At 54.3% G+C, this 26,869-nt stretch carries 21 protein-coding genes; 13 read left to right on the top strand and 8 right to left on the bottom strand.

From position 1 onward, the window contains the following. Positions 1–40: 40 nt before the first annotated feature. The 6 genes from ACR64Q_RS10010 to ACR64Q_RS09985 all read left to right on the top strand — a co-directional run bounded on the left by ACR64Q_RS10010 (position 41) and on the right by ACR64Q_RS09985 (position 8,509). The gene (locus ACR64Q_RS10010) at positions 41–1,387 is read left to right on the top strand and encodes a hypothetical protein (RefSeq protein WP_313734527.1); all 1,347 of its coding nucleotides are present in this window, start codon (positions 41–43) and stop codon (positions 1,385–1,387) included. Next, on the top strand, positions 1,384–2,052 hold the full coding sequence (locus ACR64Q_RS10005; RefSeq protein ID WP_313734526.1) for a hypothetical protein: 669 nt from the start codon (positions 1,384–1,386) through the stop codon (positions 2,050–2,052). The genes ACR64Q_RS10010 and ACR64Q_RS10005 overlap by 4 nt, the downstream gene beginning before the upstream one ends. A 24-nt stretch (positions 2,053–2,076) precedes the next feature. Further along, positions 2,077–3,015 carry a peptidoglycan-binding protein gene (locus tag ACR64Q_RS10000; protein ID WP_313734525.1) on the top strand — a complete coding sequence of 313 codons (939 nt, stop codon included), beginning with the start codon at positions 2,077–2,079 and terminating at the stop codon, positions 3,013–3,015. Between the two features lie 437 nt (positions 3,016–3,452). After that, the gene (locus ACR64Q_RS09995; RefSeq protein ID WP_313734524.1) at positions 3,453–7,142 is read left to right on the top strand and encodes a PAS domain S-box protein; all 3,690 of its coding nucleotides are present in this window, start codon (positions 3,453–3,455) and stop codon (positions 7,140–7,142) included. 3 nt (positions 7,143–7,145) lie between these two features. Next, positions 7,146–8,126: a response regulator gene (locus ACR64Q_RS09990; RefSeq protein ID WP_313734523.1), complete on the top strand. Its 981-nt coding sequence runs from the start codon at positions 7,146–7,148 to the stop codon at positions 8,124–8,126. A gap of 206 nt (positions 8,127–8,332) precedes the next feature. Beyond that, positions 8,333–8,509 (top strand): hypothetical protein, encoded by a 177-nt coding sequence (locus ACR64Q_RS09985; protein WP_313734522.1) that lies wholly within the window; start codon positions 8,333–8,335, stop codon positions 8,507–8,509. A 253-nt stretch (positions 8,510–8,762) separates the two neighbouring features. Here the strand turns inward: ACR64Q_RS09985 and ACR64Q_RS09980 are convergent, their stop codons facing one another. Further along, on the bottom strand, positions 8,763–9,305 hold the full coding sequence (locus ACR64Q_RS09980; protein ID WP_313734521.1) for a hypothetical protein: 543 nt from the start codon (positions 9,303–9,305) through the stop codon (positions 8,763–8,765). Between the two features lie 778 nt (positions 9,306–10,083). Between ACR64Q_RS09980 and ACR64Q_RS09975 the strand changes: the two genes are divergently transcribed. The 7 genes from ACR64Q_RS09975 to ACR64Q_RS09945 all read left to right on the top strand — a co-directional run bounded on the left by ACR64Q_RS09975 (position 10,084) and on the right by ACR64Q_RS09945 (position 20,862). Then, positions 10,084–11,478 (top strand): CmpA/NrtA family ABC transporter substrate-binding protein, encoded by a 1,395-nt coding sequence (locus ACR64Q_RS09975; RefSeq protein ID WP_020481134.1) that lies wholly within the window; start codon positions 10,084–10,086, stop codon positions 11,476–11,478. Positions 11,479–11,569: 91 nt separating this feature from the next. Continuing rightward, entirely contained in the window at positions 11,570–12,583 is a 1,014-nt protein-coding gene (locus ACR64Q_RS09970; protein WP_026600701.1) for an ABC transporter permease, read from the top strand. Positions 12,584–12,593: 10 nt separating this feature from the next. After that, positions 12,594–14,354, top strand: a complete 1,761-nt coding sequence (locus tag ACR64Q_RS09965) for an ABC transporter ATP-binding protein (protein ID WP_409521168.1) — start codon at positions 12,594–12,596, stop codon at positions 14,352–14,354. A 31-nt stretch (positions 14,355–14,385) separates the two neighbouring features. Beyond that, the gene (locus ACR64Q_RS09960) at positions 14,386–15,678 is read left to right on the top strand and encodes an alginate export family protein (protein ID WP_313734520.1); all 1,293 of its coding nucleotides are present in this window, start codon (positions 14,386–14,388) and stop codon (positions 15,676–15,678) included. A gap of 77 nt (positions 15,679–15,755) precedes the next feature. Beyond that, positions 15,756–16,979: an NAD(P)/FAD-dependent oxidoreductase gene (locus tag ACR64Q_RS09955; RefSeq protein ID WP_313734519.1), complete on the top strand. Its 1,224-nt coding sequence runs from the start codon at positions 15,756–15,758 to the stop codon at positions 16,977–16,979. Positions 16,980–16,991: 12 nt separating this feature from the next. Then, positions 16,992–19,670, top strand: a complete 2,679-nt coding sequence (locus tag ACR64Q_RS09950) for a molybdopterin-dependent oxidoreductase (protein WP_313734518.1) — start codon at positions 16,992–16,994, stop codon at positions 19,668–19,670. A gap of 19 nt (positions 19,671–19,689) precedes the next feature. Then, positions 19,690–20,862: an EAL domain-containing protein gene (locus ACR64Q_RS09945; RefSeq protein ID WP_313734517.1), complete on the top strand. Its 1,173-nt coding sequence runs from the start codon at positions 19,690–19,692 to the stop codon at positions 20,860–20,862. A gap of 1 nt (position 20,863) precedes the next feature. Here the strand turns inward: ACR64Q_RS09945 and ACR64Q_RS09940 are convergent, their stop codons facing one another. Genes ACR64Q_RS09940 through ACR64Q_RS09910 form a run of 7 tightly spaced genes read right to left on the bottom strand, consistent with a single transcriptional unit; the run spans position 20,864 to position 26,812 of the window. Then, positions 20,864–21,796, bottom strand: a complete 933-nt coding sequence (locus tag ACR64Q_RS09940; RefSeq protein ID WP_313734516.1) for a vWA domain-containing protein — start codon at positions 21,794–21,796, stop codon at positions 20,864–20,866. 36 nt (positions 21,797–21,832) lie between these two features. Continuing rightward, positions 21,833–22,396 carry an MxaK protein gene (locus ACR64Q_RS09935; RefSeq protein WP_313734515.1) on the bottom strand — a complete coding sequence of 188 codons (564 nt, stop codon included), beginning with the start codon at positions 22,394–22,396 and terminating at the stop codon, positions 21,833–21,835. Beyond that, positions 22,393–23,376 (bottom strand): vWA domain-containing protein, encoded by a 984-nt coding sequence (locus ACR64Q_RS09930; protein WP_313734514.1) that lies wholly within the window; start codon positions 23,374–23,376, stop codon positions 22,393–22,395. The genes ACR64Q_RS09935 and ACR64Q_RS09930 overlap by 4 nt, the downstream gene beginning before the upstream one ends. Next, positions 23,373–24,293, bottom strand: a complete 921-nt coding sequence (locus ACR64Q_RS09925) for a nonribosomal peptide synthetase MxaA (RefSeq protein ID WP_313734513.1) — start codon at positions 24,291–24,293, stop codon at positions 23,373–23,375. The genes ACR64Q_RS09930 and ACR64Q_RS09925 overlap by 4 nt, the downstream gene beginning before the upstream one ends. Beyond that, complete coding sequence (locus tag ACR64Q_RS09920; RefSeq protein ID WP_313734512.1) at positions 24,290–25,144, bottom strand: DUF58 domain-containing protein; 855 nt, start codon at positions 25,142–25,144, stop codon at positions 24,290–24,292. Before ACR64Q_RS09920 ends, ACR64Q_RS09925 begins: the two co-directional genes overlap by 4 nt. A 16-nt stretch (positions 25,145–25,160) precedes the next feature. Further along, the gene (locus ACR64Q_RS09915) at positions 25,161–25,787 is read right to left on the bottom strand and encodes an MxaP protein (protein ID WP_313734511.1); all 627 of its coding nucleotides are present in this window, start codon (positions 25,785–25,787) and stop codon (positions 25,161–25,163) included. A gap of 5 nt (positions 25,788–25,792) precedes the next feature. After that, a complete protein-coding gene (locus ACR64Q_RS09910; protein ID WP_313735071.1) occupies positions 25,793–26,812 on the bottom strand; it encodes an AAA family ATPase in 1,020 nt (339 codons plus the stop codon). Positions 26,813–26,869: the final 57 nt, after the last annotated feature.

The following is a 26,869-nucleotide window of genomic DNA, read 5'->3' as shown; positions in this document are numbered from 1 at the left end:
CTTAATCGATCAACCGGATCGTTACCAAAAAGGCGGACTTATGCACAAACCGACATATCGACTTAAAGCCTTGGCTTACGCCGGGCTGAGCCTGCTCCCGATTTCCGTTGTCGCTCAAACCGCGGCCGTTAACGGCGAGGACAAACCCATCGCCTTATCCATTCATTTTTTAATTACGCTGGGCATCTTGGCGGTAGTTGTGCTCGCCTTTTTGCTGTATCTGCGGCATCTGCAAAAAACCTTTCTGGAAACCTGCACCCGCGAAAAACAATTGGCGCTGTTCTTTCAAAGCCCGGCAGGTCTGCCGGAAGGCACGATACGCGGCGTGATCGCCATGCTGATCGTCACCGCCTCGATGCTGTTTTTAGCCTTACCCAACAACCAGTTTCCGGACGTATTGGGCGGTATCCTCGGCACCATCATCGGCTTTTATTTCGGCGCGCGCGGGCAAAATCGCGATTCCGAAAGCGCCGCATTGCAGCAAGCCCACGAAGCCACGACTCAACGCGACGAAGCCGTCAGCCAGCAACAGCAATCCAAAACCGGTTCCATGCTGGAAACCGTCAGCAATGGCATCGACATGGCCCGTACCGTGGCCGGTTTATTGCCCAAAGACATCGGCGGCAAATACGTCGATCTGGCTAACAAAGTCGAAAAAGGCGTGAATGTCGCTAAAGGCCTGATGGGCGAAGGCAAGATCGAAGATGCACTGCACGCGGTCACCGACACGCAAACCGCACTCGATCAGGACGGTCCCTTAACCGACATCGTCGGCAGCGCCGTGAAAACCTTCGGTGCCACCCTGGGCACCTTTATGCCGCCAGCGGCATTGATCGCAGCCGTGGTGGCCGGTACCGTCAAATTGACCGGTATTTATTACCAAAAATGGAAAGCCCGGATTTTACACATGCCGATCTCGCCGGCAGCCGGTTTGACGCTGGAACCGGTCGACGACAACACCGGCTTCATGTTGCTGCGGCAAAGCCCCTTATTTCGTAACGCGTTCCAGGCGCAAATGGAAAATCCCAAGTTTCTGAAAGAGGCCGTCAACGATTTCATCGGCAACGCCAATTCGGCGGATTTGTTCGAAAAATACGCCGAGCTAGGCGGCTTTCAAACCTTAGAACAATTTGAAGAAGGCCTGGACGAATTCCATCGCACCGCCGCCGACCGGGAATTGAAATCCTTGATCCTGGCCCGCGACCCGGCCATGTTCGGTAGCACCGGTGGTTACGAATCGGTGTTACAAGCCGTGGACAAATTGCATCAAAACCCGGACGCATTGAAAGACCTGGATAGCTTGATCGTGGTGACCGAGAAGTTGCAAGCCGAAGACAAACCGGTCGCCGGCATGATCACCAAAATTCTGGAGGGCCAAGCGTCATGAAGCGGAATCTTAAATTCATCATGCCCCTGTTAATAGCAGTTTTGTTAGTCTCCGGCTGCGCGACCCGGCAATTGAAAATCTTTAAAGAAGCCGCCGCTGAAAACAATTGGCAGGAAATCGCCGCAGCGGAAGTCGATTGCAAAGTCGACGACGAGGCCTGCAATCAGCTGCATTTGCTAAAAGGCGATGCCTGTTACCGACTGGCCAAACAAAACACCGACAGCGTCAAAAACTACCAATGCGCCGCCGAGCAACTAGAACAAGGCATTCACCTGACAACCGATTGGGCCAATGCCGAGGCCGTAGTAGGCAAACGCGCCCAGTATTTCGAAAACTGGTGCGAGTCGCTGCGTTTGCTGCGTAGCGAACAAACCAGCACAGCCGCCGCCACACCTTACAATCAAAAGCTTCACAGTTGTGCCCGCGAATTTCTGCAAGCCCCCGGCGACTTAAAACCGGCCGCCACCTTTTTTCTGCACAACGCGGAACTGGCCACGATCCGTTTTCAAATCAACGACACCGGCAGTTGCCAAGCGCTGAAACAATTGCAACAAAATGAAAGTCAAGCTGCCGCGCAGGCCGCCCAAAGCCGCTACGCCGACCATCACCGGCGATTGTTAAACGACATCGCCGGGATCAAAGCCTCAATTCCCGGCTGCCCATAAGCCTTTAGCAGATAGGAGCAGGTCATGGCCTTTAGTCGCCCTCTTAAATTTCAATTGCCTATGCTGCGCGGCCGCGATGTTCTTGAAGTACAAACGCGGTTAAAAGCTTTGCAGATCAATGGTGTCGGCCAACCTGACGGATTATTCGGCGCGAAAACATCCGCAGCCGTCGTGGCATTTCAATCCAGCCGTGGCTTGGACAATGACGGAATCGTCGGCCCGTTAACCTGGAGCAGTCTGTTCCAAGACGACAGCCTCCCGAATACGCAACGCCCCGCCGCCAACGACGCCGGCAGCACCACCATCGGTCAAGATTTACTCGACGAATTAAAAGCCAGGCATGCCTATCAAGACAGCGTGTCCTGGCAATTAACCGCACAAGGCTTATTGGTAGGCAACGACAATGCGCCACTAGGTAGCGGCGGCGAGCCGAAAACAGTTGCCAAAATCTGGAGCCAATACGGCAGTGCGTTGACGCATTGGTCTACCGAGTTAAACGTACCTGTAGAACTCATCATCGCCACCATCTGCACCGAATCGTCTGGCAATCAAAACGCGGTGCGCGAAGAACCCGGCTTTATCGACGAAGTGCGTACGCCACACAAAATTTCGCCGGGTTTGATGCAGACTTTGATTTCCACCGCCCGAGCGGCCTTGAATAAAGACGACATCGACAAGGCCTGGCTATTAGTCCCCAGCAATTCGATTCAGGCCGGCACCGCTTACATCGCCGGGCAATGGAAGCAAACCCATTTCGATCCGCCGAAAGTGGCATGCGCTTACAACGCCGGCGGCATCTATCGTAACGACTCGGCCCGCAATCGCTGGAAAATGCGCCAATATCCCATCGGCAGCGCCGAGCATGCCGACCGCTTTGTAAAATGGTTTAACGATTGTTTTGTGTTTTTCGAGAACAACGGCGGCGCGCCCGAGTGTAGTTTTTTTAATGCTTTGCGCAAATAAGTTTAACTGCTGCACCTGACTATTAGACTCCCTGAAGCTATCATTTCCGAGAAAGTGAGCGCCGGTAGACCACCGAGCGAATCCAGGCAAGAGGTCTCCCACCTGTATCGGCAGTCCTCCCTCTCCTCGCGGGAGAGGGTTGGGGTGAGGGGGATATACAGCATTGATCTGCATACCCTCAACCTGCCCTCTCCCGAAGATAGAGGGTTCTGTGTTGGCTTTTACGACAACCACCTTGGGGAAACGATGTTTGAGCTTAGGGTTAATCACAAGATTGGCTCTTCGGTTCCGAGACTTCCCTACCACCGCCATTTGACAATTCCCTGCCCTAAGGAATCTTAACCTCATGAAGGTGTCGATTGGCGTAAGGTATTGCCGCAACGCCACCATCCATGGCATAACGTCGGCTGACCTGCTTGCCAACATTGAGGCCCAACATGCTGCAAAAACGCCTGATTGCTCTGCTGTTGCTGTTGATCCTGTTACCGACTTTATCGGTCGGTTACATGGCCTATCGGTTTGCCACCGACAATATCCGCACGGATCGCTTTAAGATTGTCAGCCGCGTCGCGGAAAGCCGCCATGAACAACTCAAACTGGTACTGGAACGTGCCGACACCCGCGCCCACGCCTTCCTGGCCGAAGTGCTGATGAAATGCGTGGCGGCGGAGCAATTAAATCGCGCCTGCGCCGCTAATTTCTTGAACGACTATTTACTCACCGAAGGCGCCGCCGGTGCGGTTTTTTTTCGCCGCGACACCCATTCCGGCACGGTCAGCGTCGGCGAGCAACCCGTCGCACTTGCCGATTTAAACGATTTTCAACCAGGACAACTGGCCGACTTCAGCAAACCTGTTCAGGAACAGCCACGTTTTTATTATGTGATTGCCAAAGATGCCAAACTGCCCTGGCAATTGTTGGTCAGCTATCCGGTTAGCCTGATTCAAAATATTTTTTCGCCTCACCCCGACCTGGGTAAATCCGGCGAATCTTTCTTGGCCGACAGCAGCGGTTTTTTTGTTACCAAACCGCGCTATGCCAGCCGACAAGGCAACAGCCACCCCATCGCTGCGCAAGCGATGCAAAGCTGCCTGGCCCGGCAAAATGCGGAAATGATGGACAGCGATTACCGTGAGCGTGCGGTTATTCATGGTTTCCGCACTATTCCGGAAACCGGCGGCGGCTGCATCATGGCGCATATCGAACAGGCCGAGGCGCTGGCCCCGATTCAGCGCCTGGAAAAACAGATGCTGATCACCGTGCTGGTATTTGTCGGCTTGACGACGATAATCGCCAACGCCCTGGCCAGGCGTATCGTCCGGCCTATCTCACGCCTGACTAGCACCGCCAGACGCATCCGCGACGGCGACTTGTCGGTGCGCGCCGCAGTCAGCGGTCTTGATGAAATCGCCGAACTGGCCAGTTCCTTCAATCACATGACCGATGCGCTGGCCGATGCCCAGCATAATCTGGAAGCGAAAATCGCCGAGCGCACGCAAGCCCTGCGCACCAGCGAGGAACGGTATATGCTTGCCGAGCGGGCCGTTAACGACGGCATCTGGGACTGGGACATTGTGCATCACGAATACTACTTATCGCCGCGCTGGAACAAGATTCTCGGGTATGCCGACGGTGAATTGCCTAACGTGGAATCGATTTTCTTCGAATTAATCCATCCCGACGATAAAGCCCGCGCCAGCGAAGCGTTTCGCAAACACTTGGAACATAACGAGCGTTACACCACCGAACTGCGTTTACGACACAAGGACGGCAGCTACCGTTGGGTGCTGGATCGGGGGGATGCGTTGCGAGATACCGAGGGCCGGCCGGTACGGATGGTCGGCTCCATCACCGACATCACCGAACGCAAGGCGGCGGAAGAGGAGTTGTTGAAATACCGCGAACATCTGGAAGAACTGGTGGCGATGGCTACTACGGAAGTTAAAGCCATCGTCCAAACCGCAGTCAATGGCGTGATTTCCATCGACAGTAGCGGGCTGATTCGGATGTTCAATCCCGCCGCGGAAAAACTGTTCGGCTGGAGTAGTGCCGAAATCGTCGGTAAAAATGTCTCGCTACTGATGCCGGAGCCCGATGCCTCCGCGCACGATAGTTACATTCAACATTTCTTGGCGACTCATCAGGCCAAAATCCTCGGCATCGAGCGGGAAGTCATCGCCCAACGTAAAGACGGCAGCCGCTTTCCCGCCAATTTGGCAGTTGGTCACGGCATTATCTCGGAAGGTCGGCATCTATTTGTCGGCTTTATTTCCGACATCAGCCTGCAAAAACAAGCCGAGCAGGAATTGAGACTTGCTAAGGAAGCCGCCGAGGCAGCCGCCAAAGCCAAGGCCAATTTCCTGGCTAACATGAGCCACGAAATCCGCACGCCGATGAATACCGTCATCGGCTTTGCAGAAGTTGCCTTGCAAGATCAAAACCTGGCCGGTGATACGCGCGGCCATATAAAAACCATCCTTAGTTCCGGCCGGCATCTGTTGAGCGTGATTAACGACATTCTGGACTTTTCCAAAATAGAAGCCGGTAAGGTGGAGCTGGAGTCGGTCTGTTTCAATCTGCCGTTTGCGGTGCAAGAGGCATTGCAGATCATGGGTTTGCGCGCCGCCGAAAAAGGCTTGCGCATCGATTTGGCGATAGAAGCCGGCTTGCCCACGCATTTCGTCGGCGACCCGAACCGCTTGCGGCAGGTGATTTTGAATCTGGTCGGCAACTCGGTAAAGTTCACCGATACCGGCAGCATAGGCGTGACGATCACCCGCGCGGAAGGCGTCGAAATGTTGCATTTTGCCATTAGCGACACCGGCATCGGCATGACCCCGGAACAAACCGAACACATCTTCGAATCGTTCTCGCAAGCCGATGCCTCCACCAGCCGCCGTTTCGGCGGGACCGGCCTGGGCACCACCATCAGCAAACAAATTGTCGAGATGATGGGCGGCCGGATTTGGGTAGAAAGCCAGGCGGGTGTCGGCTCGGTGTTTCATTTCACCGTACATATGCCGGAATCGGCCAACGCGGAAAACTGCCTGTACGATGTCAGCTCTGTGCATAACGTGGCTTATTTCTCCCCACGCCGCTTCAAGGTATTACTGGCCGAGGACATAGAAGCCAACGCCACGCTGGCGCGCTTGCGCCTGGAGCAGCAGGGCCATCAAGTCAGTTGGGTTAAAAACGGCCAGGAAGCGGTGGACGCCTTTCAAAGCGGCGACTACGACTTGATTCTGATGGACCTGCAAATGCCGGTGCTGGACGGTATCGCCGCCACCCGGCAAATTCGCGAACTGGAAAAACCCGGCGGCAGCCATATCCCGATTCTGGCCCTGACCGCCAGCGTGTTGAGCCATGAACGCCGCGAATCGCTGGATGCCGGCATAGACACCATAGTGGGCAAACCTATTGATGTCGATGACTTATTGACGCAAATGGAAAGACTGGTGCCCAAAGGCCAAGGCATTGCCAATACCGGCCTCAGCATCGCCGAACCGCCGAAAGTTGCCGTGGACTTCACGCCGTTGGCCGGCGTCGCGGATTACGAAAAAGGCTTGACCACCTGGCTGGATCCATTGATTTACGCCGATGCCTTATTAAATTTTGCCGAGCAACATGGCGCGGACGGCGCCAAATTACTACGCAATCTACAAGAGCACCCGGAGAATCTCGAAGCGGTCCGGCGCATCGCCCATGCGTTAAAAGGCGTGGCCGGCAATCTGGCCCTACCGGTTATCGCCGGCCTGGCCACTGAGGTTGACGCGCAATTCAAAACCGGCGACCTGCAAAACATCAAGGAATTGATCAAGACGCTGGACGTCGCGCTAAACGCCGCTGTTGAAGCCGTACACCAACTAAAACTGCCGAGCAAACCGGCAGCGGTCGCCGCAACAGCCTTCGATGCGGAACGGGTCGGCAGCCTTTTACAGCAATTGAACACCGCGCTGGACAGTTTGAATCCTGACCACGTCGAACCGGTTTTACAAAGGCTTGGCGCGTTTCTCGCTGAAACCGAGCTGAAAGCCATCCGCTTCGAAGTGGATAGTTTCGATTTCGACGCCGCGAAAATCCAAGTTAATCGCTTGGCGGATAAATTAGCGATCACGTTTAAGGAATAAGCCATGAAAGACAGCTACAAAGTATTGCTGGTCGACGACGAACCGAACAATTTGAAAGTGCTTCAGCAAATACTCAAGGACCGCTTTCAACTGCTGTTTGCTATCAACGGCGAAAAAGCCCTGGCGGCCGCCCGGGAACATCAACCCGACATTATTCTGCTGGACATCATGATGCCGAATATGGACGGCTACCAAGTGTGTACGCAGTTAAAAGCCGATCCGCTGACCGCGAAAATCCCGGTGATTTTCGTTACCGCGATGGGAGAAATGGAAAACGAAGCGCGCGGTTTCGATGTCGGCGCGGTCGATTACATCCAAAAACCGGTCTCCGGCCCCATCGTGCTGCGGCGGGTGCAAACCCATTTATCACTGGTGCGAGTAGATGAACTGGACCAACTCGCCCGCGCCGCCATCGAAATGCTCGGCGACGCCGGCCACTATAACGACCCCTACACCGGAGATCACATCTGGCGCATGGCGGCCTATTCGGCGGCACTGGCCCGCGCCGCCGGCTGGTCGCCGGCGCAAGTGGCGATGATGGAATTGGCCGCCCCCACCCACGACACCGGCAAAATCGGCATTCCGCACGGTATTCTTAAGGCGGCGCGGGCGCTGAACGAAGAGGAATGGCCCATCATGCAATCGCATTCGCAAATCGGCTACGATATCCTGAACAAAAGCGATAATCCGGTCTTCAAAATGGCCGCGGAAATTGCCCGCCATCACCACGAAAAATGGGACGGCAGCGGCTACCCGCTGGGCTTGGCCGGCGAAGCGATTCCCGAGTCGGCCCGAATCGTGGCGATTGCCGATGTGTTCGATGCCTTGACCACTAAACGTCCTTACAAAGAACCGTGGCCGCTGGAAGAGACTTTAAAATCGATGCAAAGCATGGCTGGCAGTCACTTCGACCCGCGCCTGCTGGCCTTGTTTATAGAGATAATGCCGGAAATCTTACGGCTGAAAGCGGCGTGGGGCCAATAAGCTACTAAATATCGTATCGGTGACGATTTTCCGTAACGATTGCAGTCGGAACCCGGCTTTTCTGTATCCGCCCCTATCACGTTTTCAGTGCTCAGGCCACAGCCTACAAGGCTTCGCGATACACTGCCCCAACCCCCGTTAACTTCGATAGTTTTGGCATTTTTTATGCTGCGTAATCCTTGTCATCAAATAACCAGGGGCGCGTCATGAAAACTTACGAAAAAATACAAATCGGCGATGTCATCCACAGTAATTGGTATGGCGACGGCACCGTCGCCGACCTGAATGAAGCCGGGACAGGCAAAATAAAATTCGGCAGATTTTTTGTGATGTTTCGGGAGTTTGAGATTTTTTACGCAAACGGCTGGATGTTGGCGGTATAAGGTCATTACCACCAACCGATTGGCTAATGCTGTCGGATACGATGGCGTAAGCGGTATGAGAAATCGCGGAACGCTGCTTAAACAGGTTTTAGTTCGGGCATTAACTCTGCGGATGCGCCAATTGACGCATCCGCAGCGAGGTTTGCAAACATTTTAAACGGCTGATTCCGTCTTGAAACCGACATAGAAGAATGTGCCTACCTAACTACCCAGCGTTCTCAATAAACAAATTAACCGCCGACAGTCGCCAGATTTACGATTTAGCCGCACTCTTACTGCCCAATAAAATGGTATGGCGTTGGTAGCCATCGTCTGCTGCCGCGGCCTCTGACTCGGTTTTCCGCAATTGCTCGGCCCGGTCTTTTTCTATGGCTTCTCTGAGCACCTCGCGATAAGACCGATTGATGCTGCTGGCGTACTGCGTGTATTTTTTCTCTTGCGTTTCGGCGATGGTCTTGGTGGGTTCCGGGTCGTAACGCTCTTCAAGTTCCTCAGCCAGTTTTTTTAGCTGCTGGCTGATTGCCAAGGCCAATGCAGACGAATGGGTTTTGTTGTCGGCCAAATTGAAAATCCGGATCAGTTCATCCCGTAAATTAAACCCGTACACCACCGGATCGCCGTGCTTTTGCTGAAAATCATAGGCAATAAAAAAATCCAGCGGATTGGTGGGATTTTTATCGAAGAAGATCGTGGCGCTTTCCATCGTGTAATTCAGCGCCTCGACAAACTGCTTCCTGGCCTGTTCCATTTCGTCAAAGATAAAGTCATCGGCAATTTGTTTTACGATGTATTTCATAATCCGCCCCGGCTTAATTTCGATAGACCCGTCAACATAAAACTCGCTGCATCCTACTCTGTTTCATAGATGGCGGGAATCATTGCCACCGATTGTATCAATTTGCTTTGCTCGTGCACCTATTAACCCGGCCCTGTTTATCACTGGTATGCCGTTCGGGCTGAACTCGTCGAAGCCCGGTCTGGTGCGCACTTCGACAGGCTTTTACCCTAGGACATTAGGGCGAACGGTACGTTAATAATCGAAATATTGCCATTTTTCAGCGCTTTTATGCCTAACAAAATGCCCACCCATCACGCCGAGGGCGTTCCCCATGAAGCCATGACACCGAGCACACCGGCAAGCGCTTCAAACACAGCGCCGAGCTTTCCGCACTCGCCGATCCTCGGCAACACCGCTAATTCTTCCGCATGTCTCGCTGACGCTCCCCATTACGGTGCGCACCACGCATGTGCAAAAAAAGCACTTCCGAATCAATAGAGTGCATCGTTTTTTATGCGCGCAGAGATGAACCTGCTAATTCCTCCAAATTGAGGCTTGCAGAAAACTGACGTAAAGCACTGTTTATAAACGTTATTTATAAAAATCCATCACAAGACTCATTAAACTGGCATCAGCATTGCTTAGTAACAAGCAATACTCCAGTGTAGGAGTGGTAAACCAAAACCCCGCTCACTGTTGAGCACCAAAGACAAAGGCGTCTACTGTCCGGCTTGCAAGCAAGTCGGGCATAGACGCCTTTTTTTTGGCCAATTTTTCTCAATTGACAGGAAACGATATGAAACAGAACAGCATATTCACCCCCAAGACACTAGCCGCCGCGCTAAGCTCGGTCGTCGCTCTGGCGGTACTGGGCTTTTCCAACCACAGTTTCGCCGCCGGCAAACTGGAAAAGGAAGACTTGAAATTCGGCTTCATTAAACTGACCGACATGGCACCGCTGGCGGTGGCTGCTGAAAAAGGCTTTTTTGAGGAAGAAGGCCTGTTCGTACAACTGGAAGCGCAAGCCAATTGGAAAGTAGTCATGGATCGCGTGGTGAACGGCGAATTGGATGGTTCGCACATGCTGGCGCCTGCCCCATTAGGTTCCAGCATTGGCTACGGTACTAAAGCCGACATCGTCACCGCTTTCAGCATGGGCTACAACGGTAGCGCGATTACCGTATCCAACGACATCTGGAAACAAATGAAAGCCAACGTGCCGATGGAAGGTGGCAAGCCTGTGCACCCCATCAAAGCCGACGCCTTGAAGCCGGTAGTGGATAAATATAAAGCAGAAGGCAAGCCATTCAACATGGCCATGACCTTTCCACCCGGTAGCCACAACGTCAAACTGCGCTATTGGCTGGCCGCCGGTGGCATTAACCCCGGTTTTTACGCGCCGCCCCAAGACACATCCGGCCAAATTAATGCCGACGCCTTATTGGCGGTAACCCCGCCGCCGCAAATGCCGGCCACATTGGAATCCGGGACTATTTTCGGCTACTGCGTCGGCGAACCCTGGAACCAACAAGCGGTGTTTAAAGGCATCGGCGTACCGGTCATCACCGACGACGAACTCTGGAAAGACACCCCGGAAAAAGTCTTCGGCGTCACCCAAGCCTGGGCGGAAAAATATCCGAATACGTATTTAGCCGTCACTAAAGCCTTAATACGCGCTGCGATGTGGCTGGATGCCGAAAACAACAAAAACCGTAAAGAAGCCATCGAAATGCTGTCGCAAAAACAATATGTCGGTGCCGACGTTGACGTGTTGGCGGCCAGCATGAACGGTACTTTTGAATACGAAAAAGGCGACAAACGCTCCCTGCCCGACTTCAACACCTTTTTCCGTCACGGTGCCAGCTATCCCTCCTACAGCAGCGCGATCTGGTATCTGACCCAATTACGCCGCTGGGGCATGATCAACGAATACAAACCCGACAACTGGTATATGGAAACCGCGAAAAAAGTTTATCGCCCTGACATCTATCTGGCTGCCGCAAAAGAACTGGTCGCCGAGGGTAAAGCCAAAGCCGAAGACTTCCCTGCCGACACCAGCATCAAGCCGTCGCAAAACTTTTTCATCGACAAAATTCCGTTCGATGCCAACAAACCTAACGATTACCTGGCCAAATTTGCTATTGGCTTGAAAGGCAAGCAAACCGTCTCCGGCGGCAAGATTGTCGACTAAGAAACTCTGGTGGGTGCTCTACACAAGGATCGTATGTTGATGCAAGGACGCATCCTTTTTACCGACACCATTAAGACAAGCGAGTAAAGACATGACTAATACACTGATCAAATTTTTCAACATCACCGGCCTGACCTGGTTCGTACCCTTAGTCAAAATCGCCGCCGGTGAAAACCCAGCCCAACAAATGCGCCAGTTATGGCTGGTCATGGGCGTGCCCATCATCGCTTTCATCTTGTTTTTGGGGTTTTGGAGCGTCACCGCCGCGCGGATCAACACGAGCTTGGGCGCTATTCCCGGCCCGGTCGCGGTCTGGTCGGAAGTCAGCGGTCTGGTGACTGAACACTATGCTGAAAAAACCAAAATGGCCGAGTTTTATCAACGCCAGGAATTGCGGAATAAAGAAAAGTTGGCCGAAGACCCCAAAGCGGAAATCAAGCCGCGCCCCTACACCGGCAAGCCGACTTATCTGGACCAAATTCTTACCAGCCTGCGCACCGTGTTTGCCGGCTTTATCATCGCCACGCTGATCGCGGTGCCGCTAGGCATCATCTGCGGCATGAGCCCCGTGCTTAATACAGCTTTTAACCCGCTGATCCAAATCTTCAAACCGGTATCCCCGTTGGCCTGGCTGCCCATCGTCACCTTGGTGGTGAGTGCCATGTATGTTACCGACGACGATTCCTGGTTTGCCAAATCGTTCGTCACCTCGGCCATAACCGTGACTTTATGTTCCTTGTGGCCGACCCTGATCAACACCGCCGTCGGCGTGTCATCGATAGACCGCGACTTGGTCAACGTCGGTAAAGTGTTAAGACTGGATTGGGCCACGCAAATCAAACGCATCATTCTGCCCTCGGCTTTGCCTTATATCTTTACCGGGATGCGCCTATCCTTGGGGGTGGGCTGGATGGTTTTGATCGCTGCCGAGATGCTGGCGCAAAACCCCGGTTTAGGCAAATTCGTCTGGGACGAATTCCAAAACGGCAGTTCCAATTCCTTGAGCAGAATCATGGTGGCGGTATTTACCATCGGTATTATCGGTTTCATTCTCGACCGGGTAATGCACTCGTTACAAAACCTGTTCTCGTTCCAAAAAATCTGAGGATACCGTCATGAGCGCCGCCCAAGCCAAAATCATCGAACTTTCCATGCACAAACAATCCGCCATGTCTTCCGTTCCCGCCAACGATGCGTATAAGCCGCTAGTAGAGTTAAAAAATGTCTGTAAATCCTACGGTGAAGGCAAAGATAAAACCTCCATCCTCAGAGACATCAATCTGGACATTCGCGAAGGCGAGTTCATTGCTATCGTCGGTTTTTCCGGTAGCGGCAAAACCACGTTGATCTCGATGATTGCCGGTCTTATCCATGCCGATAGCGGCGAACTATTGAAACAAGGCCAAGCCATTACCGAACCGGGACCGGATCGCGGCGTGGTTTTTCAAAACTATTCCTTGATGCCCTGGCTAACGGTTTACGAAAACGTGGCGCTGGCGGTGGATGCGATCTTCAAGGATTGGACGCCGGAACAGCGCCGCGCGCATACCGAAAAGTACGTAAAAATGGTGAATCTGGGCCGGGCGATGGAAAAAAAACCGGGTGAACTGTCAGGCGGCATGCGCCAACGCGTCAATGTCGCCCGGGCGTTGGCCGCCAACCCGGATATTTTGCTGCTCGACGAACCGCTCAGCGCTCTGGACGCGCTGACTCGCGGCAACTTGCAAGATGAAATCCTGCAAATCTGGGAACAGGATAAAAAGACCGTCATTTTGATTACCAACGACGTCGACGAAGCCATTTACATGGCTGATCGGGTCATTCCTCTCAATCCCGGCCCGGATGCCAGCTTCGGCCCGGCCTTTACGGTCAATTTGGAACGGCCGCGTGATCGCACCGCACTGAACCATAACGAAGAATTTAAGCGCCTGCGTGCCGAAATCACCCGTTATCTGATGAATATCGGTATGGAAAAAGCCCAGGCCGACGCTGGCGACAAGCTCAAACTGCCGGATGTGCGTCCCAATACCAGCAACGATTGGAAGCTCGACACCTCGGCACTGAAACCCAGCACTCGCGATCTGGGCAAGGCCCGTTATCTGGAGTTTGCCAATCTCTCGAAAATCTACCCCACCCCGGACGGCAACAGCACCGTGAAAGTGGTTGACGGCTTTGACCTGAAAATGAAAAAAGGCGAATTCATTTCTATCATCGGCCACTCCGGTTGCGGTAAATCCACGGTGTTGTCGATGACCGCCGGCCTTAACGAAATTTCTGAAGGCGGCATTATTTTGGATAACCGGGAAATCAACGGCGCCGGCCCGGATCGCGGCGTGGTGTTTCAGGCTCCCAGCCTATTCCCTTGGCTGACCGCCTTCCAAAACGTGATGTTGGGCGTCGATAAAGTGTACCCACATGCCTCGCAAGACGAACGCGAGGACATCGTCGAATACTACCTGACACGGGTCGGCCTGGCCGATTCGATGTTCAAAAAAGCCGGGGACATGTCCAACGGCATGCGTCAGCGCGTCGGCATCGCCCGCGCCTTTGCCCTGTCGCCAAAATTGCTACTGCTCGACGAACCGTTCGGAATGCTGGACTCGTTGACCCGTTGGGAATTGCAGGAAGTGTTGATGGAAGTCTGGGAGCGCACCCACGTCACCGCAATTGTGGTGACGCACGATGTCGACGAAGCCATTCTGTTGGCCGACCGTGTGGTGATGATGACCAACGGCCCGCATGCCAAAATCGGCAAAATTCAAGAAATCGACCTGCCGCGCCCACGCACCCGCAAGGCCCTGCTGGAGCATCCCGATTACTACAAATACCGGGAGAGCCTGCTGACCTTCCTGTCCGAATGCGATCACACCCATTAATTTATAACCGCTTGTTTCCCTAGGGGGCCTTATGCCGCAAACACTCAAACGTCCAACCGGCAAGTTACCGGCGACACTATTATCACTAACCTTCTTCAGCCTGCCGGCCGCCGCCGACATTACCAAAGAAGTAGAAGATGCCTTAAATTTCTACCATTACGGCAGTAACGGCGCAGTAAAAATGGATTTGAACTACCGCTGGGAGAATGTCGATAAAGACAACTCTGTCCGTAAACCCGCCAATATGGGCGGCCAGCCTGTGGAAACCGCCAACGCCAATACGGTGCGCCTGCGGCTGGGTTTCCTGACTCCGGTTTTTCACGATTTTCAAGGTTACGCGGAATACGAAGGCCTCTACGCGGCGCAAGCAGACTACGACCGCGGCGGTACTACCTCGAACCGTGACCGCAACTATGCCGTGATTGCCGATCCGGCGCGCAACGAACTGAATCAATTCTGGATAAGCTACAAAGGCATTGCCGACACCCTTATTAAAGTCGGCCGGCAACGCATCAAGTTGGACGACGACCGCTTCATCGGTAACGTCGGCTGGCGGCAGATGGAAATGACCTATGATTCGATTCTGATCACCCACAACAATCAGACCTTGTTCGGTTTGACGGCAAACGTCGGCTATATCGACCACATCCAAAACATATTCGGCGAAACGCATTCGATAAACGCGCCATTCTTAAACCTGAATTACAAGATCAATGACTGGGGCAACCTGATCGGTTACGGATATTGGCTGGATTACCGCGAACGCGCTAACTACGCTAACTCCTCGCAAACTTACGGCCTGCGCTTCGACGGTAAATCGCCGCAGTTTTTTGACACCGTCAACGCCATCTACACTGCCGAATGGAGCAAACAATCGGACTACGGCGACAACCCCAACCACTATCAGGCTGACCGCATTAACCTGATGGCGGGGGCCAGTGCTTACAATCTGACCGTATCAGGTGCCGTGGAGCAGCTAAATGGCTACGGAGCCGGCAGGACTTTTCAAACCCCGTTGGGCACCAATCACGCTTTCCAGGGTTGGGCCGATTTATTTCTAACCACGCCTGCTAATGGTATCCGCGACGTCTTCGCCACCGCCAGCTACAAAGCGATGAATGACAGCTTGATCATTACCGGCGTCTATCACGACTTTAAAGACGATACCGGCAAAATAGAATACGGTAAGGAATGGGATTTCCAAGCCGTGAAGAAATTTGGCAAACACTACTCACTGTTGGCCAAGTACGCGAACTTTAATAGCGATAACCCGGCGTTCCCCGACACCCAAGTGATTTGGATGCAAGGCAACGTCAGCTTCTAGGCAACAGCGACGCAAACTGTTTTGAACAGTTTGCGTCTGATTTCCCACCGATCTTCGCAATAACCACCGACAACATCATGAAACTCAAATTGGTAGTGATAGGCAACGGCATGGCCGGCATGCGCACCGTTGACGAATTGATTCAAACCGTACCGGATCGCTACGACATCACCGTGTTCGGCGCGGAACCGCACGGCAATTACAATCGCATCATGCTGACGCCGGTGCTGTTCGGCGCGAAAAGCGTTGCCGACATCATGATTCACGATTTTGATTGGTATCTGAAAAATCGGGTGACCTTGTATTGCGGACCGGAGAAAGCGGTTGTGAATGTCGACCGCGAACGTCGCTGTGTAATTGCCCATGACGGCACCTGCGCGTTTTACGACAAACTGCTAATCGCCACCGGCTCTTTGCCGTTGATGCTGGATATACCCGGCCGCGACGTCGAGGGCGTATTGGGCTTTAGAGACATCGCCGACGTGGAAACCATGATAGAAAAAGCCGCCAGCAAACGCCATGCGGTGATTCTGGGCGGCGGTTTACTGGGTCTTGAAGCCGCCAACGGCTTGTTGCAGCGCGGCATGCAAGTCAGCGTCATCAATCGCGCCGACCATTTGCTGAACCGGCAATTGGATCGTAAGGCAGCGGCGTTTTTACAGCGGCAATTGGCGGATAAAGGTATACATTTTCATCTCGGCACGACTATCCAACGCGTAGACAGCCGGGACAGGCATATCAGCGCGGTAGAACTGAGTAACGGCGAGGTCTTACCGGCCGACATGCTGATCATGTCCACCGGCATCAAGCCCAATATCAGTCTGGCTAAACGCATTGGCCTGGATTGCCAGCACGGCATCGTGGTCGACGACCGCATGCGCAGCAGCGACCCGGCGATATTCTCGGTCGGCGAATGCGTGCAACACCGGGGCGAACTATTCGGTTTGGTCGCACCGGTCTACGAACAGGCCAAAGTTTGCGCGCAACAGCTGGCCGGCAAAGCCGACAGCCAATTTAAAACCTTATCGTCCGCCACCATGCTGAAAGTCACCGGCATTGATTTATTTTCTGTGGGCGATTTCGAAGGCGACAGCGAATGCCAGGTTTTGCAACTGATCGATCACGGGCTGGGCATCTATAAAAAAATCGTCCTGCGCGGCGACATCGTCGTCGGCGTTATTTTGTACGGGGACACCAGCGACAGCGCCTGGTATCTGAATTTGGTTAAAGACAAAACCCCAATCTCCGCGATCCGCGACCGCTTGATGTTCGGCAGAATCCCGCTAGTGCGCGCGGCTTAAATTCCTTTATACATGAACACCATCAAAACCACTTGTCCTTATTGCGGCGTCGGCTGCGGCATCGAAGCTACGGTAGAAGACCGCGCGACGCACCGGGTCAGCATCAAGGGCGACAGTAATCACCCGGCCAATTTCGGCAGACTTTGCTCAAAAGGCGCGACGCTGGGCGATACCGTGTCGCTGGAAAACCGCCTGCTCTCCCCCAGCATCCAAGGGCAACGTGTGGATTGGGAGTCTGCCTTGGACCATGTCGCGGAACGCTTTAAAACTATTATTGCGCAACACGGACCGGAAGCCGTGGCGTTTTATGTCTCCGGCCAATTGCTGACCGAGGATTACTACGTCGCCAATAAATTGATGAAAGGCTTCATCGGCACCGCCAATATCGACACCAATTCCCGTTTGTGCATGTCCTCGGCAGTAGTGGGATATAAACGCGCGTTCGGCGCCGATACCGTGCCCTGTAATTACGAAGACCTGGAACAGGCCGAGTTGATTTTACTGGTTGGTTCCAATGCCGCCTGGTGCCATCCGATTGCCTTTCAACGCATCCGCAAGGCCAAGGAAAACAATCCCAATTTAAAAATCGTCGTCATCGATCCGCGCGCCACCGCCAGTTGCGACATCGCCGATTTACACCTGCCGGTCAAGCCAGGCATGGATGCGCTATTGTTCAACGGCATTTTGGCTTATTTACAGCAAAACAACCGGATTGATCAGACTTATATCGACACGCATACCGAAGGTTTTGCAGCCGCATTGCACGAGGCTGTAAAAGCCGCCGGCAGTATCGAGCAGGTTGCCGCCGCCTGCGGTTTGCCTAGCGAAGCAGTCGCCACCTTGTTCGATTGGTTTGCCAGCACCGAAAAAACTGTTACGGTGTATTCGCAAGGCATCAACCAATCCAGCTCAGGTTCGGATAAATGCAATGCGATCATCAATTGCCACCTGGCCAGCGGCCGCATCGGCAAACCGGGCATGGGGCCGTTTTCCTTCACAGGTCAACCTAACGCAATGGGCGGCCGCGAGGTGGGTGGCTTGGCCAACACCCTGGCTGCGCATATGGACTTGGAAAACCCCGAACACGTCGACAGAGTCGGCCGCTTTTGGGGCAGTGACAAAGTCGCCGACAAACAAGGCTTGAAGGCAGTGGCCATGTTCGACGCCATCGCCGCCGGCCAAATCAAGGCCGTGTGGATCATGGCTACCAATCCGGTCGTATCGATGCCTGACGCCGACAAAGTTAAACGTGCCTTGCAACAATGCGAATTGGTGGTGGTATCCGATTGCATCGCCAACACTGATACCGCCAAGCTGGCCCACGTGCTGCTGCCGGCCACCGGCTGGAGCGAAAAGGACGGCACCGTCACCAACCTGGAACGGCGCATCTCCCGGCAACGACCCTTGTTTCCGGCATCCGGCGAAGCCAAACACGACTGGTGGATCATCAGCCAAGTTGCTCAGCGCATGGGTTTTAGCGACGCGTTTAATTACCAATCCAGCGCCGATATTTTTCGTGAACACGCCGCGCTGTCGGCCTTCGAAAACGATGCCGAGCATCAGTTACGCGATTTTAATTTATCGGCCTTTGCCCTCTTGGACAGGTCAGGCTATGACGCGCTGCAACCGGTGCAATGGCCGGTCACCAACGTGCAAAGCGCAGGCGCAGCCAGAATGTTTACTGACGGCCAGTACTACACAAGCAATCGTAAAGCCCGCTTCATCCCGATTACCCCGCGTCCGCCTGTTAACGCGCCGGATAACGATTATCCATTTACGCTGAATACCGGCCGTTTGCGCGATCAATGGCACACGATGACCCGCACCAGCCTGGCCGCCAAATTAAACGCGCATCGCCCGGAACCCTTCGTCGAAATACACCCCGCCGACGCCGAACGCCTCGGTTTAGCCACGCGCAGTCTGACGCAGATAGAAAGCCGTTGGGGCTCTATGCTGGCCCGCGTCGAGATCAATCCGGGTCAACAAATCGGCAGTCTGTTCGTGCCTATGCACTGGACCGATCAAATCAGTAGTCATGGCCGTATGGGCGCTGTGGTCAATCCGGTGGTCGATCCGCATTCCGGGCAACCGGAAAGCAAGCAAACGCCGGTAAAAATCAATGCCTGGCCGGCACGTTGGTATGCCACTATTTTGTCGCGCCGTTCCTTGCAGTTCGCCGGGGTAGAGTATCAAGTCAGCGTGCGCGGCGACCATTATTTTCGCTACGAATTGGCTTCCACAGATCCCGGGCAGGACTGGCGGGCATGGAGCCGTAGCCTGCTCGCAGCCGTCGAGCATCGCGACGAGGATAGCTGCTGGCTTGAGTACAGCGATCAGCAAGCCGGGCACTACCGCACGGCTTATTTACCGGACCACGAATTACAAGCCTGCCTGCTGGTCGGCCCGGATTGCGAATTGCCCGAGCCGGGCTGGCTGGGCAGTTTATTCGCTAAAAAGCAGCTAAGCCGAGCCGAGCGCCTGAGTTTGCTGAGCGGACTTCCGCCGAAAGGTGAAGCCGATATTGGCCGAATCGTCTGTTCGTGTTTCAATGTCGGCGAAAAAACCATCAGACACGCAGTGCAAGCCCAGCAATTGCAAAGCGTTGCCGACATCAGCGCCTGTTTGAGCGCCGGTAGCGGTTGCGGTTCCTGCGTCGCGGAGTTGAAGGAGTTTTTACCCAAACCCAGTTAAATTGATAGCCCAAGGGACGATGCAAGCTAAAACACAGTTATTTCCATATTTCCAACCCATCATTTCGGTGGCCAGCGGCAAAATCGTCGGTTACGAAGCCCTGGCCCGCCAATACGACGGCAAAGGCAAAGTCGTGTCCGCCGGCGCCCTATTCTCTTCAGCCGATGTCGATGCCAAAACCCGTATCGAATTGGACAGACAGGTGCGCTGGCAAGCCCTGGAAAAATTCTCGGCCTTAGCCGATACGCAAAGCTATCTGGCACTGAATATTTCCGCGGCCTGGATAGAAAATCTGCGCCAATTGAATACGCTGCCCACGTTGCGCATGTTGGACGAGCTGAATATCGACAGGCGGCGCATCATCGTGGAAATTTCCAACGCGCATGTCGATCCGCAGAAATTAAAACAAATCGTGCAGCGCTACCGCAAACACGGCTTGAGCGTGGCTATCGGCGATTTCGGCGCCGGCGCCTCGCAACTGGAACGGGTGATCGCCATTCAACCCGACATCATCAAAATCGACATGCGGCTGTTCAAGCTGGCCACCAAGGGCGGCATCGCCGGCGACATCATTCATATGATTTCGCGTCTGGGCAAACGCACCGGTTGCCGGATTATTTGCGAAGGCGTGGAATCGGACGAAGCGTTTTTATTTAGTCTGAACTGCGGTGCGCAATTCATGCAGGGGTTTTTGTTTGCCAAAGCCGAAGCCAATTTTCAGCCCGCAGAGCTATTCGAACAGCACATCGCCTCGTTACGCAATAAATTTCTGAAAAACACCCTAGCCAAGGTGCAAAAGAAAGTTAGCGCCATCAACACCACTAAAACCCTGATCTATAAGCTAGCCGAAACCCTGCAAGACGATTTCAACCTGAACGAACTGGTCAGCTGGAATTTTACCGATAGCGGCGTGATTCGTTTTTATCTGTGCAACAACCAGGGCGACCAGATTTCCCCAGACTTTAATTTCAAAGAAAATCAATGGTATACCGATCCGCGCAAGATCGGTTTTAACTGGTCGTGGCGCCCATATTTCTTTCAGTTGCTGGCGCTGGAAAACTGCGGTGATCGCGGCCGCATCGTTACGTCCGAACGCTATATGGATTTCGAAACCAGCTTGCTTTGCAAAACTTTGTCTCTGCGCCTGGACAGTGAGCGGATACTGCTCGTCGATACGGTGTCCGGCGATTGAGCTACTTTACGTACACTATCACCAGGAACAACAAGGCCAAACCGGCATAACGCCAGCTGCTATCAACCGTGCGTGTGCCGGACTTGGCAAAAGCCGCTTGCTGCAAGGCTTGATCCAGACTGTCGGCATCAGTCAGTCGTCGATACTGTAAACCGCTTTCAGCGGCCAGCTGGCGCAGATAGCTTTCATGAAGCCGGCTCAAATGCTCGTCGCCGCTGGCCGCTTCGCTGCCGAACGGCGCGTTGCGGGCGTCGTAGCCCTGGATCTTCTCGGGATTCAAATCCGATTCGCCAAACGATGAGCGGTGCGGCACGTCTTCGGGTTTATAAAAACCCTGGCGTTGCCCCTTGGCGTCGAACTTGGGGATAGGCGACAGTTGGTCGCCGCCAACGCCGATAATGACACCGGCTACCTTATCTTTCAGCGCGGATAAATCCGGTTTGTAACGCGGATTGGGCGGCGGTGCTTCCTGGCCGTCGCTGAAAAACACCAGGGTCTGGTCTTTACCTTGCAGCATCTCCAACGTACTTAATAAGCCACTGGCGATACGGCTGTCGGCGGCCCAGGCCATGCGCCAATCCAGCGCCGCTAGCGCCGCGTCGATGTCGGCAAAACCCGAGCAGACTTCGATCGGTTCGAACAACAGCGTCGAACGCCGTTCGGTGAACACCCCCAAGCCCACTTGCGAACCGCAAGGCAATTTTAACAACTCCTGGCGTAGCGCATGTTTGACAAACTGCAAGCGGCCGACCGGCTGCTTATCCAGTTGGTAATCCTCGGTGTTCATACTGCGGGTAATGTCGACGATGAATGTCAAGCGGTATAAGGCCGCTGGCGCAAGGCTTTGCGGATGGAAAAACACCACCGACAAGGACAATAAAGCCGCTGTCAGCAGCCAGAAACGGTAATCCTTGAAATGGGGCGTTATGCGCATGTAGTGAAGTTATGGATAGGAAACAAAGCCGTAGCGCTACGGCAAACCACGCGGAAACCCCGGCAAGGTAGTCCACAGCTGGGTCTTTTGGTTCAGATCGTCGGCATCGTCGCCGCTAGTGATTCGGTCCATCTCCGGCAGCAACCGCATCGCCACTTCCAGGTTGTATTTGGCATCCCAAAACTGACTATCCAGCGTCAAGGATTCGCGATAAGCTTGCTTGGCTAGGCCCAGCAACGGCATCGCTTCGTTGACATTGCCGGCTTGCGCTTTTTCCATGGCTTGGCGCAAATATAGATTACCCAGATTGTAACGGGTGTATGCCTGTGCTTCAGCGCCGGCTTGTTGCAATAACAAATTCAGTGTCGCCAGGGCTTCGTCGTAGCGCTGGTGCTGGCTCAGATACACCGCCCTAGCCATGCGCACTTCCGGGGCCGATGTCGCCAATTCATCAGCACCGACATCCTTGTCGGCCAGCAACTGACTGATCAAGCGATTTTGCCCGGCAAGCCCATACAGTTGCAGCAACTGCGTCAGCGTCGTTAATACGGCTACAGCCAGTGTGGCCCATAGCAACCCATGTTTTAGTTTGCGGATCACGGTCTGGCCTCGCAAAGTTTCACACCCAGCAAACACAGCAACATGGCCGCGGCCCAGGCATAACAGCGTGTCGATAAATCCTGCTTAGGAATCCGTTCGAAATAATGCAAGGGCCGGTTTTCCAGGCGGTTGATGTCGGCTACCGCCTGTTGCAAGGCACCCGGAGTTTCGGCTTCGTAGGCTTGATACGGGATATGCAGGCTATTAAAAAATAGATGCAGATAGCGCTCCGGCATGGCCTGGGCGTTGTCGTCGCGCGGATCGTCCGGAATTTCGAACAAGCCGGGGCTGTTGGCGGTACGCAGGAATACCCAGTACAAACTGACTTGACGCTGTTTGAACAACTCGCGCAAGGCCGCTTCGCTGTCCGGATCGATCACCGCCGCACCGTCAGACACCAACAACACGATGCGCGAGCCGGTGACCGGTTGGCTATCGAAGAATTCCAAAGCCATGCTTAAACCCTTGCTGACGTTGGTATAGGCCAAGGCCGGCAAGGCGGTGGCGTCTATCGCCGCATGAATGGCGGCTTTATTTTCGGTCAGCGGCAGCACGAATAGCGGCGACGTACTGTATTCGGCGATGCCGATCAAATCGTGCTCGCGGCGCTCTACAAACTCATTCAATAAGCGGCGGGCAGCGCTGGCTTTCGATTCCTCGCCCTGGGTTTCCGGCGTCTTGCCGGCAAAAGTATTGTCCATGCTGTTACTTCGATCCAGCAGCATGACGATATGCGCACCGTGGCCGATGCGCTCCACCTGCTGTTCTTGCAGATAAGCCCCGGCCAAGCCCAGGATCAATCCGCCTATCGCCAAGCCCCCGAGCAAGCGAATCAAGGCGCTGATAGCCAGCGATAGCGGATCGACAGGCAATATCGCCAGCCAGGGATAAGGATTAGCGACCGCCCCGATTCTCAACATTGGCAACAGGCATAAGCCAAAACCGAGCAAGACCCACGGATACTCGAACCCCAAGTTCATCGGCTGCCTCGCTCGATTTCCCGGCAATGCAGGCACAGAGTTTTGATTTTTTGCAGATCGTGTTCTTGCGGCATTGTCGAAGCATCACCGAAGAAGTAACGATTGGAATAATCAAAAAACCAGGACAATTCGGCGGCGATGCTGCGGTATTCCGGATGGCTTTGATAAAACTCGGTCAATTTGTGCAAAAACACCGGCTTGCCATGCAAACCGTTAAAAGCGGCATGCAGCGCACCCAGCGCCTGCGGCAATTGTGGCAGCCCAAGCATTTGCAATTGCCGCTGCGCGCGCTTAAACACCCGGCGTTGCGGTAGACCGGGCAGGTAACCGTACAGCCAAGCCAAGCGTAAAGCGATCCCGCATAACACGGCCAGCGCTATGCATAAGCGCCGGACAATGACAGCGTCGTCTAACAGCGGCGGCGCTTGGTCCGGGCGCAGGTATTCGCCGTGTTGATCCTGTCTGACCACCAGTTCCCGCAATGGCGCGGCCGTAAAGGTCCAGGCCGCGACCGGCTGTTCCAGAGTTTGCCCGTGCTGCTGAAAGCGCAGGGTGAAAGCGGGTATGCTCAAGGCTTTCACTTCCAGAGGTGCGTAAAATTGCTGATACAGCAGGTCGATTTGATAGCGCTTGCCGTCAGCGCCACCCCGTTCCTGCACATGCACCGCGTTCAGTTGCAGCCAGCGATTCAATCGGCCCGGCGTCGGCAGACTGCTACGCTCCAACTCCATACCGGCGCGGGTTTCAAGCACAATACGCTGCGGTAGGGTATCGCCGATCACATAACCGAACGGCCGCGGTGTTTGCATTTGAAAATCGCGGAGTGCTTGGTTGGACGTGCCGGCACACGCCGCCAGCAGCAGCGTGACGAATGCCCAAGCCGAACCGCGAAAAAGCCGTTTCACCGCCACTGTCACCCGGCTCTCCTTAAAAAATAATGCGCCAGCTGCTCTGCGCGGTAGCCGTTTTCGATAAACAGCGGCTCACAGCCCAAGGCGCGAAAGTGCTGTTGCAATTGCGCACGGCGCTGCGCAAATGCGTGTTCTATCTTGCGTTTCAAACCGGGACGCAGCCACAGCGTGCGGCGCTTGCCGGTTTCCAGATCCTGAACTTGAAACAGCCCCCAATGCGGTAAACGGCTGTATTCGGCTTGGTCCCACAACACCAGCGGTACTACGTCATGGCGACGCAAGTTCTGTAAAATGGCCTGCAACTGCGGCAACGGAAAATGAAAATCCGACACCAAAAACACCAAGGCCCGATGATTGGGTAGATAGCGTTGCGCTTGCTGCAAGCCGGCCGAGCCTGGTTGCAGGTCGATGTTTTCCAGATGTTTTGCCATCGCTTGAATCCGGCCCAGGTGTTTACCGGCCGGCAAATAGCACTCGGTGAGCACGCGTTGGTTAGCAGCAATAAACCCGACGTTATCGCCATACTCCAGGGCCGATGCGGCAATCGATAACAGCATATCGGCCAGCGAACGGCGCTTGTCATAGCCGCCGACGAAACGCATGGAAGCGGATAAATCGGCCAGCAAATACACGTCGATAGCACTGTGTTGCTGCTGCACCCGCACTTGATAATGGCCGAACGGATCGAGCACGCTGGCCCGTAAATCGATGCGCCTGGGGTCCGGACGGGCAATCAAGGTGTCATGACGTTTGAATAATTGGCCGTTGCCGACCATTTGCCCAGGATGCGCGCCGGGAAACACACCGACTGCCGGGCGCGGCAGGCGATATTGGAAAGGCTTTATCGTGTCCGACATCGTTTTAGCGCGTACCTTATTGACTGACAACCAAATTCGCCAGCACCGCCGTCACGACGAGGTATCCGGGCAGGGAAAACTTCAACGGCGCCTTCATCAATAAGGCCACCACTCCTGAGTAAGACTGCGCATTGCGGCTATGGATGGCTTCGCCGAATAGCCACAGCAGCGAGTTAAGCAAGCATAAAGCCAGGATCGTGAAAAAGCCGACATCGCTGAACAAAAACGATTTGTTCGCCAACAGCGAAATACGCTCGCTGGTATCGATAAAATTGGCGGTCAAAATGCCTATCATCAAACCGCCTTCATCAAAGGCCACCAAGAAAAAAGTGTAAGTGAACCGCCGCAAGCGCCGACTAAACCCGGTCAAGGCCGGATAGTGCAGCGCCAGATACAACACTGGCAAGCTCAGGCAAAACAGCAAGCTGCCGACGACCGCCAGCAAAATCCAAAATTTAAAACCCACCGCGTCATTCAGAGCACTGGTGTAATACGCGGCATAGGGCACATCGGCATGTTTATCCAGCGTACTGGCGATAAATGCGCAGATAAAACCAACACCCGACCACGTGAGATAGGTTTCCACTAGGTGGCCGAGGCCGGCATGCGGCAGCATGGCGTGCAGAATCGATTTAATGTTCATGACTGTTACGGTGCGGCGATTTGATTGAGTATGCTGTCTATCAAGGCGGGAATAATGTCGTCTTGGCGATAGCTGTACATCGGGTTCAGAAATATCCGGTGCGACATGGTCACGGCGAAAACCGCCTGCAAATCTTCCGGCAACAGACTGTCGCGGTTTTCCAGCCATGCCCGGACTTTGGCGGCGCGTATCATATAGCTGATGCCGCGCGGACTAGCGCCGGCCTGCAGCAGCTTGTCCATTTCCACATCGGCTAAAGCGATGCCGAATGCACCGGGATCGGCGGTGGCTTTCCACAAAGCCAACGCGTATTGACGCAAAGCGGCGCTTGGCTGGATGCTGTTCTGAATCGCCACCGCCCAGTCGTTGAGCTGGTAATAAGGTATTTGACTGGCGCCCATTTCGCCGATCAAGGCATCGACATCGTGGTAACGCGGATTGAACAGCAAATCGTCCAGCACGGTGTCGTCACTGGGTGTATTAATGTTGATTTCCATAAAAAACCGGTCGCGAGCGGCCGCCGGCAATTCAAAGGTTTCTTCTTTTTCCACCCGATTACGGTCGGCAAACACCTGAATGTGCGGCATCCGGTATTCGCGGTTGAACGCGCCTATACTGCGCTCGGCCATCACCCGCAATAGCAGCGAATGCACTTGCGGCCGGGCCCGGTTGATTTCGTTAAAGAAGAACACCGACAACTGCTCGCCCTGCTTCAACAAGGGGCCGGGGTCGACGCAGGGTCGGCCTTCGTTGTTTAAATAGGTGTAATAGATCAAGTCGGCCGGCATCAGGTCGATGGTGCCTTCGATACGCTGGTAGTGGCCTCCTAGCCCTTGGGCGATGGCCCGCAATAAGGTGGTTTTGCCCACCCCGACCTGGCCTTCCAGCAACACATGGCCACGGGCGAATACGGCTATCAGTAGATTGCGCACCGCCGCCTGTTGACCGACGACGACCTGGTTGATTTGTTGTTCCAACTGCAACGCACTGGCGCGCCAGTCGCTGAGGGTTTGCTTGCTTGTCATAGCTAATTGAGCGCTGTTGATTAAAGCCAATACCGCAAAAAAACTCCGGTGCTGGGT

The organism is Methylomonas sp. 2F7, assembly GCF_057126975.1.
This window is presented reverse-complemented; position numbering and strand designations above follow the sequence as displayed.

Excerpts from the sequence above, each read along its gene's own strand:
- ACR64Q_RS09950 (WP_313734518.1), top strand. The coding sequence starts at position 16,992 with ATGAACACCATCAAAACCACTTGTCCTTATTGCGGCGTCGGCTGCGGC.
- ACR64Q_RS09965 (WP_409521168.1), top strand. The coding sequence starts at position 12,594 with ATGAGCGCCGCCCAAGCCAAAATCATCGAACTTTCCATGCACAAACAA.
- ACR64Q_RS09955 (WP_313734519.1), top strand. The coding sequence starts at position 15,756 with ATGAAACTCAAATTGGTAGTGATAGGCAACGGCATGGCCGGCATGCGC.
- ACR64Q_RS09990 (WP_313734523.1), top strand. The coding sequence starts at position 7,146 with ATGAAAGACAGCTACAAAGTATTGCTGGTCGACGACGAACCGAACAAT.
- ACR64Q_RS09920 (WP_313734512.1), bottom strand. The coding sequence starts at position 25,144 with ATGTCGGACACGATAAAGCCTTTCCAATATCGCCTGCCGCGCCCGGCA.
- ACR64Q_RS10005 (WP_313734526.1), top strand. The coding sequence starts at position 1,384 with ATGAAGCGGAATCTTAAATTCATCATGCCCCTGTTAATAGCAGTTTTG.
- ACR64Q_RS09960 (WP_313734520.1), top strand. The coding sequence starts at position 14,386 with ATGCCGCAAACACTCAAACGTCCAACCGGCAAGTTACCGGCGACACTA.
- ACR64Q_RS09985 (WP_313734522.1), top strand. The coding sequence starts at position 8,333 with ATGAAAACTTACGAAAAAATACAAATCGGCGATGTCATCCACAGTAAT.
- ACR64Q_RS09970 (WP_026600701.1), top strand. The coding sequence starts at position 11,570 with ATGACTAATACACTGATCAAATTTTTCAACATCACCGGCCTGACCTGG.
- ACR64Q_RS10000 (WP_313734525.1), top strand. The coding sequence starts at position 2,077 with ATGGCCTTTAGTCGCCCTCTTAAATTTCAATTGCCTATGCTGCGCGGC.
- ACR64Q_RS09975 (WP_020481134.1), top strand. The coding sequence starts at position 10,084 with ATGAAACAGAACAGCATATTCACCCCCAAGACACTAGCCGCCGCGCTA.
- ACR64Q_RS09915 (WP_313734511.1), bottom strand. The coding sequence starts at position 25,787 with ATGAACATTAAATCGATTCTGCACGCCATGCTGCCGCATGCCGGCCTC.
- ACR64Q_RS10010 (WP_313734527.1), top strand. The coding sequence starts at position 41 with ATGCACAAACCGACATATCGACTTAAAGCCTTGGCTTACGCCGGGCTG.
- ACR64Q_RS09930 (WP_313734514.1), bottom strand. The coding sequence starts at position 23,376 with ATGAACTTGGGGTTCGAGTATCCGTGGGTCTTGCTCGGTTTTGGCTTA.
- ACR64Q_RS09995 (WP_313734524.1), top strand. The coding sequence starts at position 3,453 with ATGCTGCAAAAACGCCTGATTGCTCTGCTGTTGCTGTTGATCCTGTTA.
- ACR64Q_RS09910 (WP_313735071.1), bottom strand. The coding sequence starts at position 26,812 with ATGACAAGCAAGCAAACCCTCAGCGACTGGCGCGCCAGTGCGTTGCAG.
- ACR64Q_RS09945 (WP_313734517.1), top strand. The coding sequence starts at position 19,690 with ATGCAAGCTAAAACACAGTTATTTCCATATTTCCAACCCATCATTTCG.
- ACR64Q_RS09980 (WP_313734521.1), bottom strand. The coding sequence starts at position 9,305 with ATGAAATACATCGTAAAACAAATTGCCGATGACTTTATCTTTGACGAA.
- ACR64Q_RS09940 (WP_313734516.1), bottom strand. The coding sequence starts at position 21,796 with ATGCGCATAACGCCCCATTTCAAGGATTACCGTTTCTGGCTGCTGACA.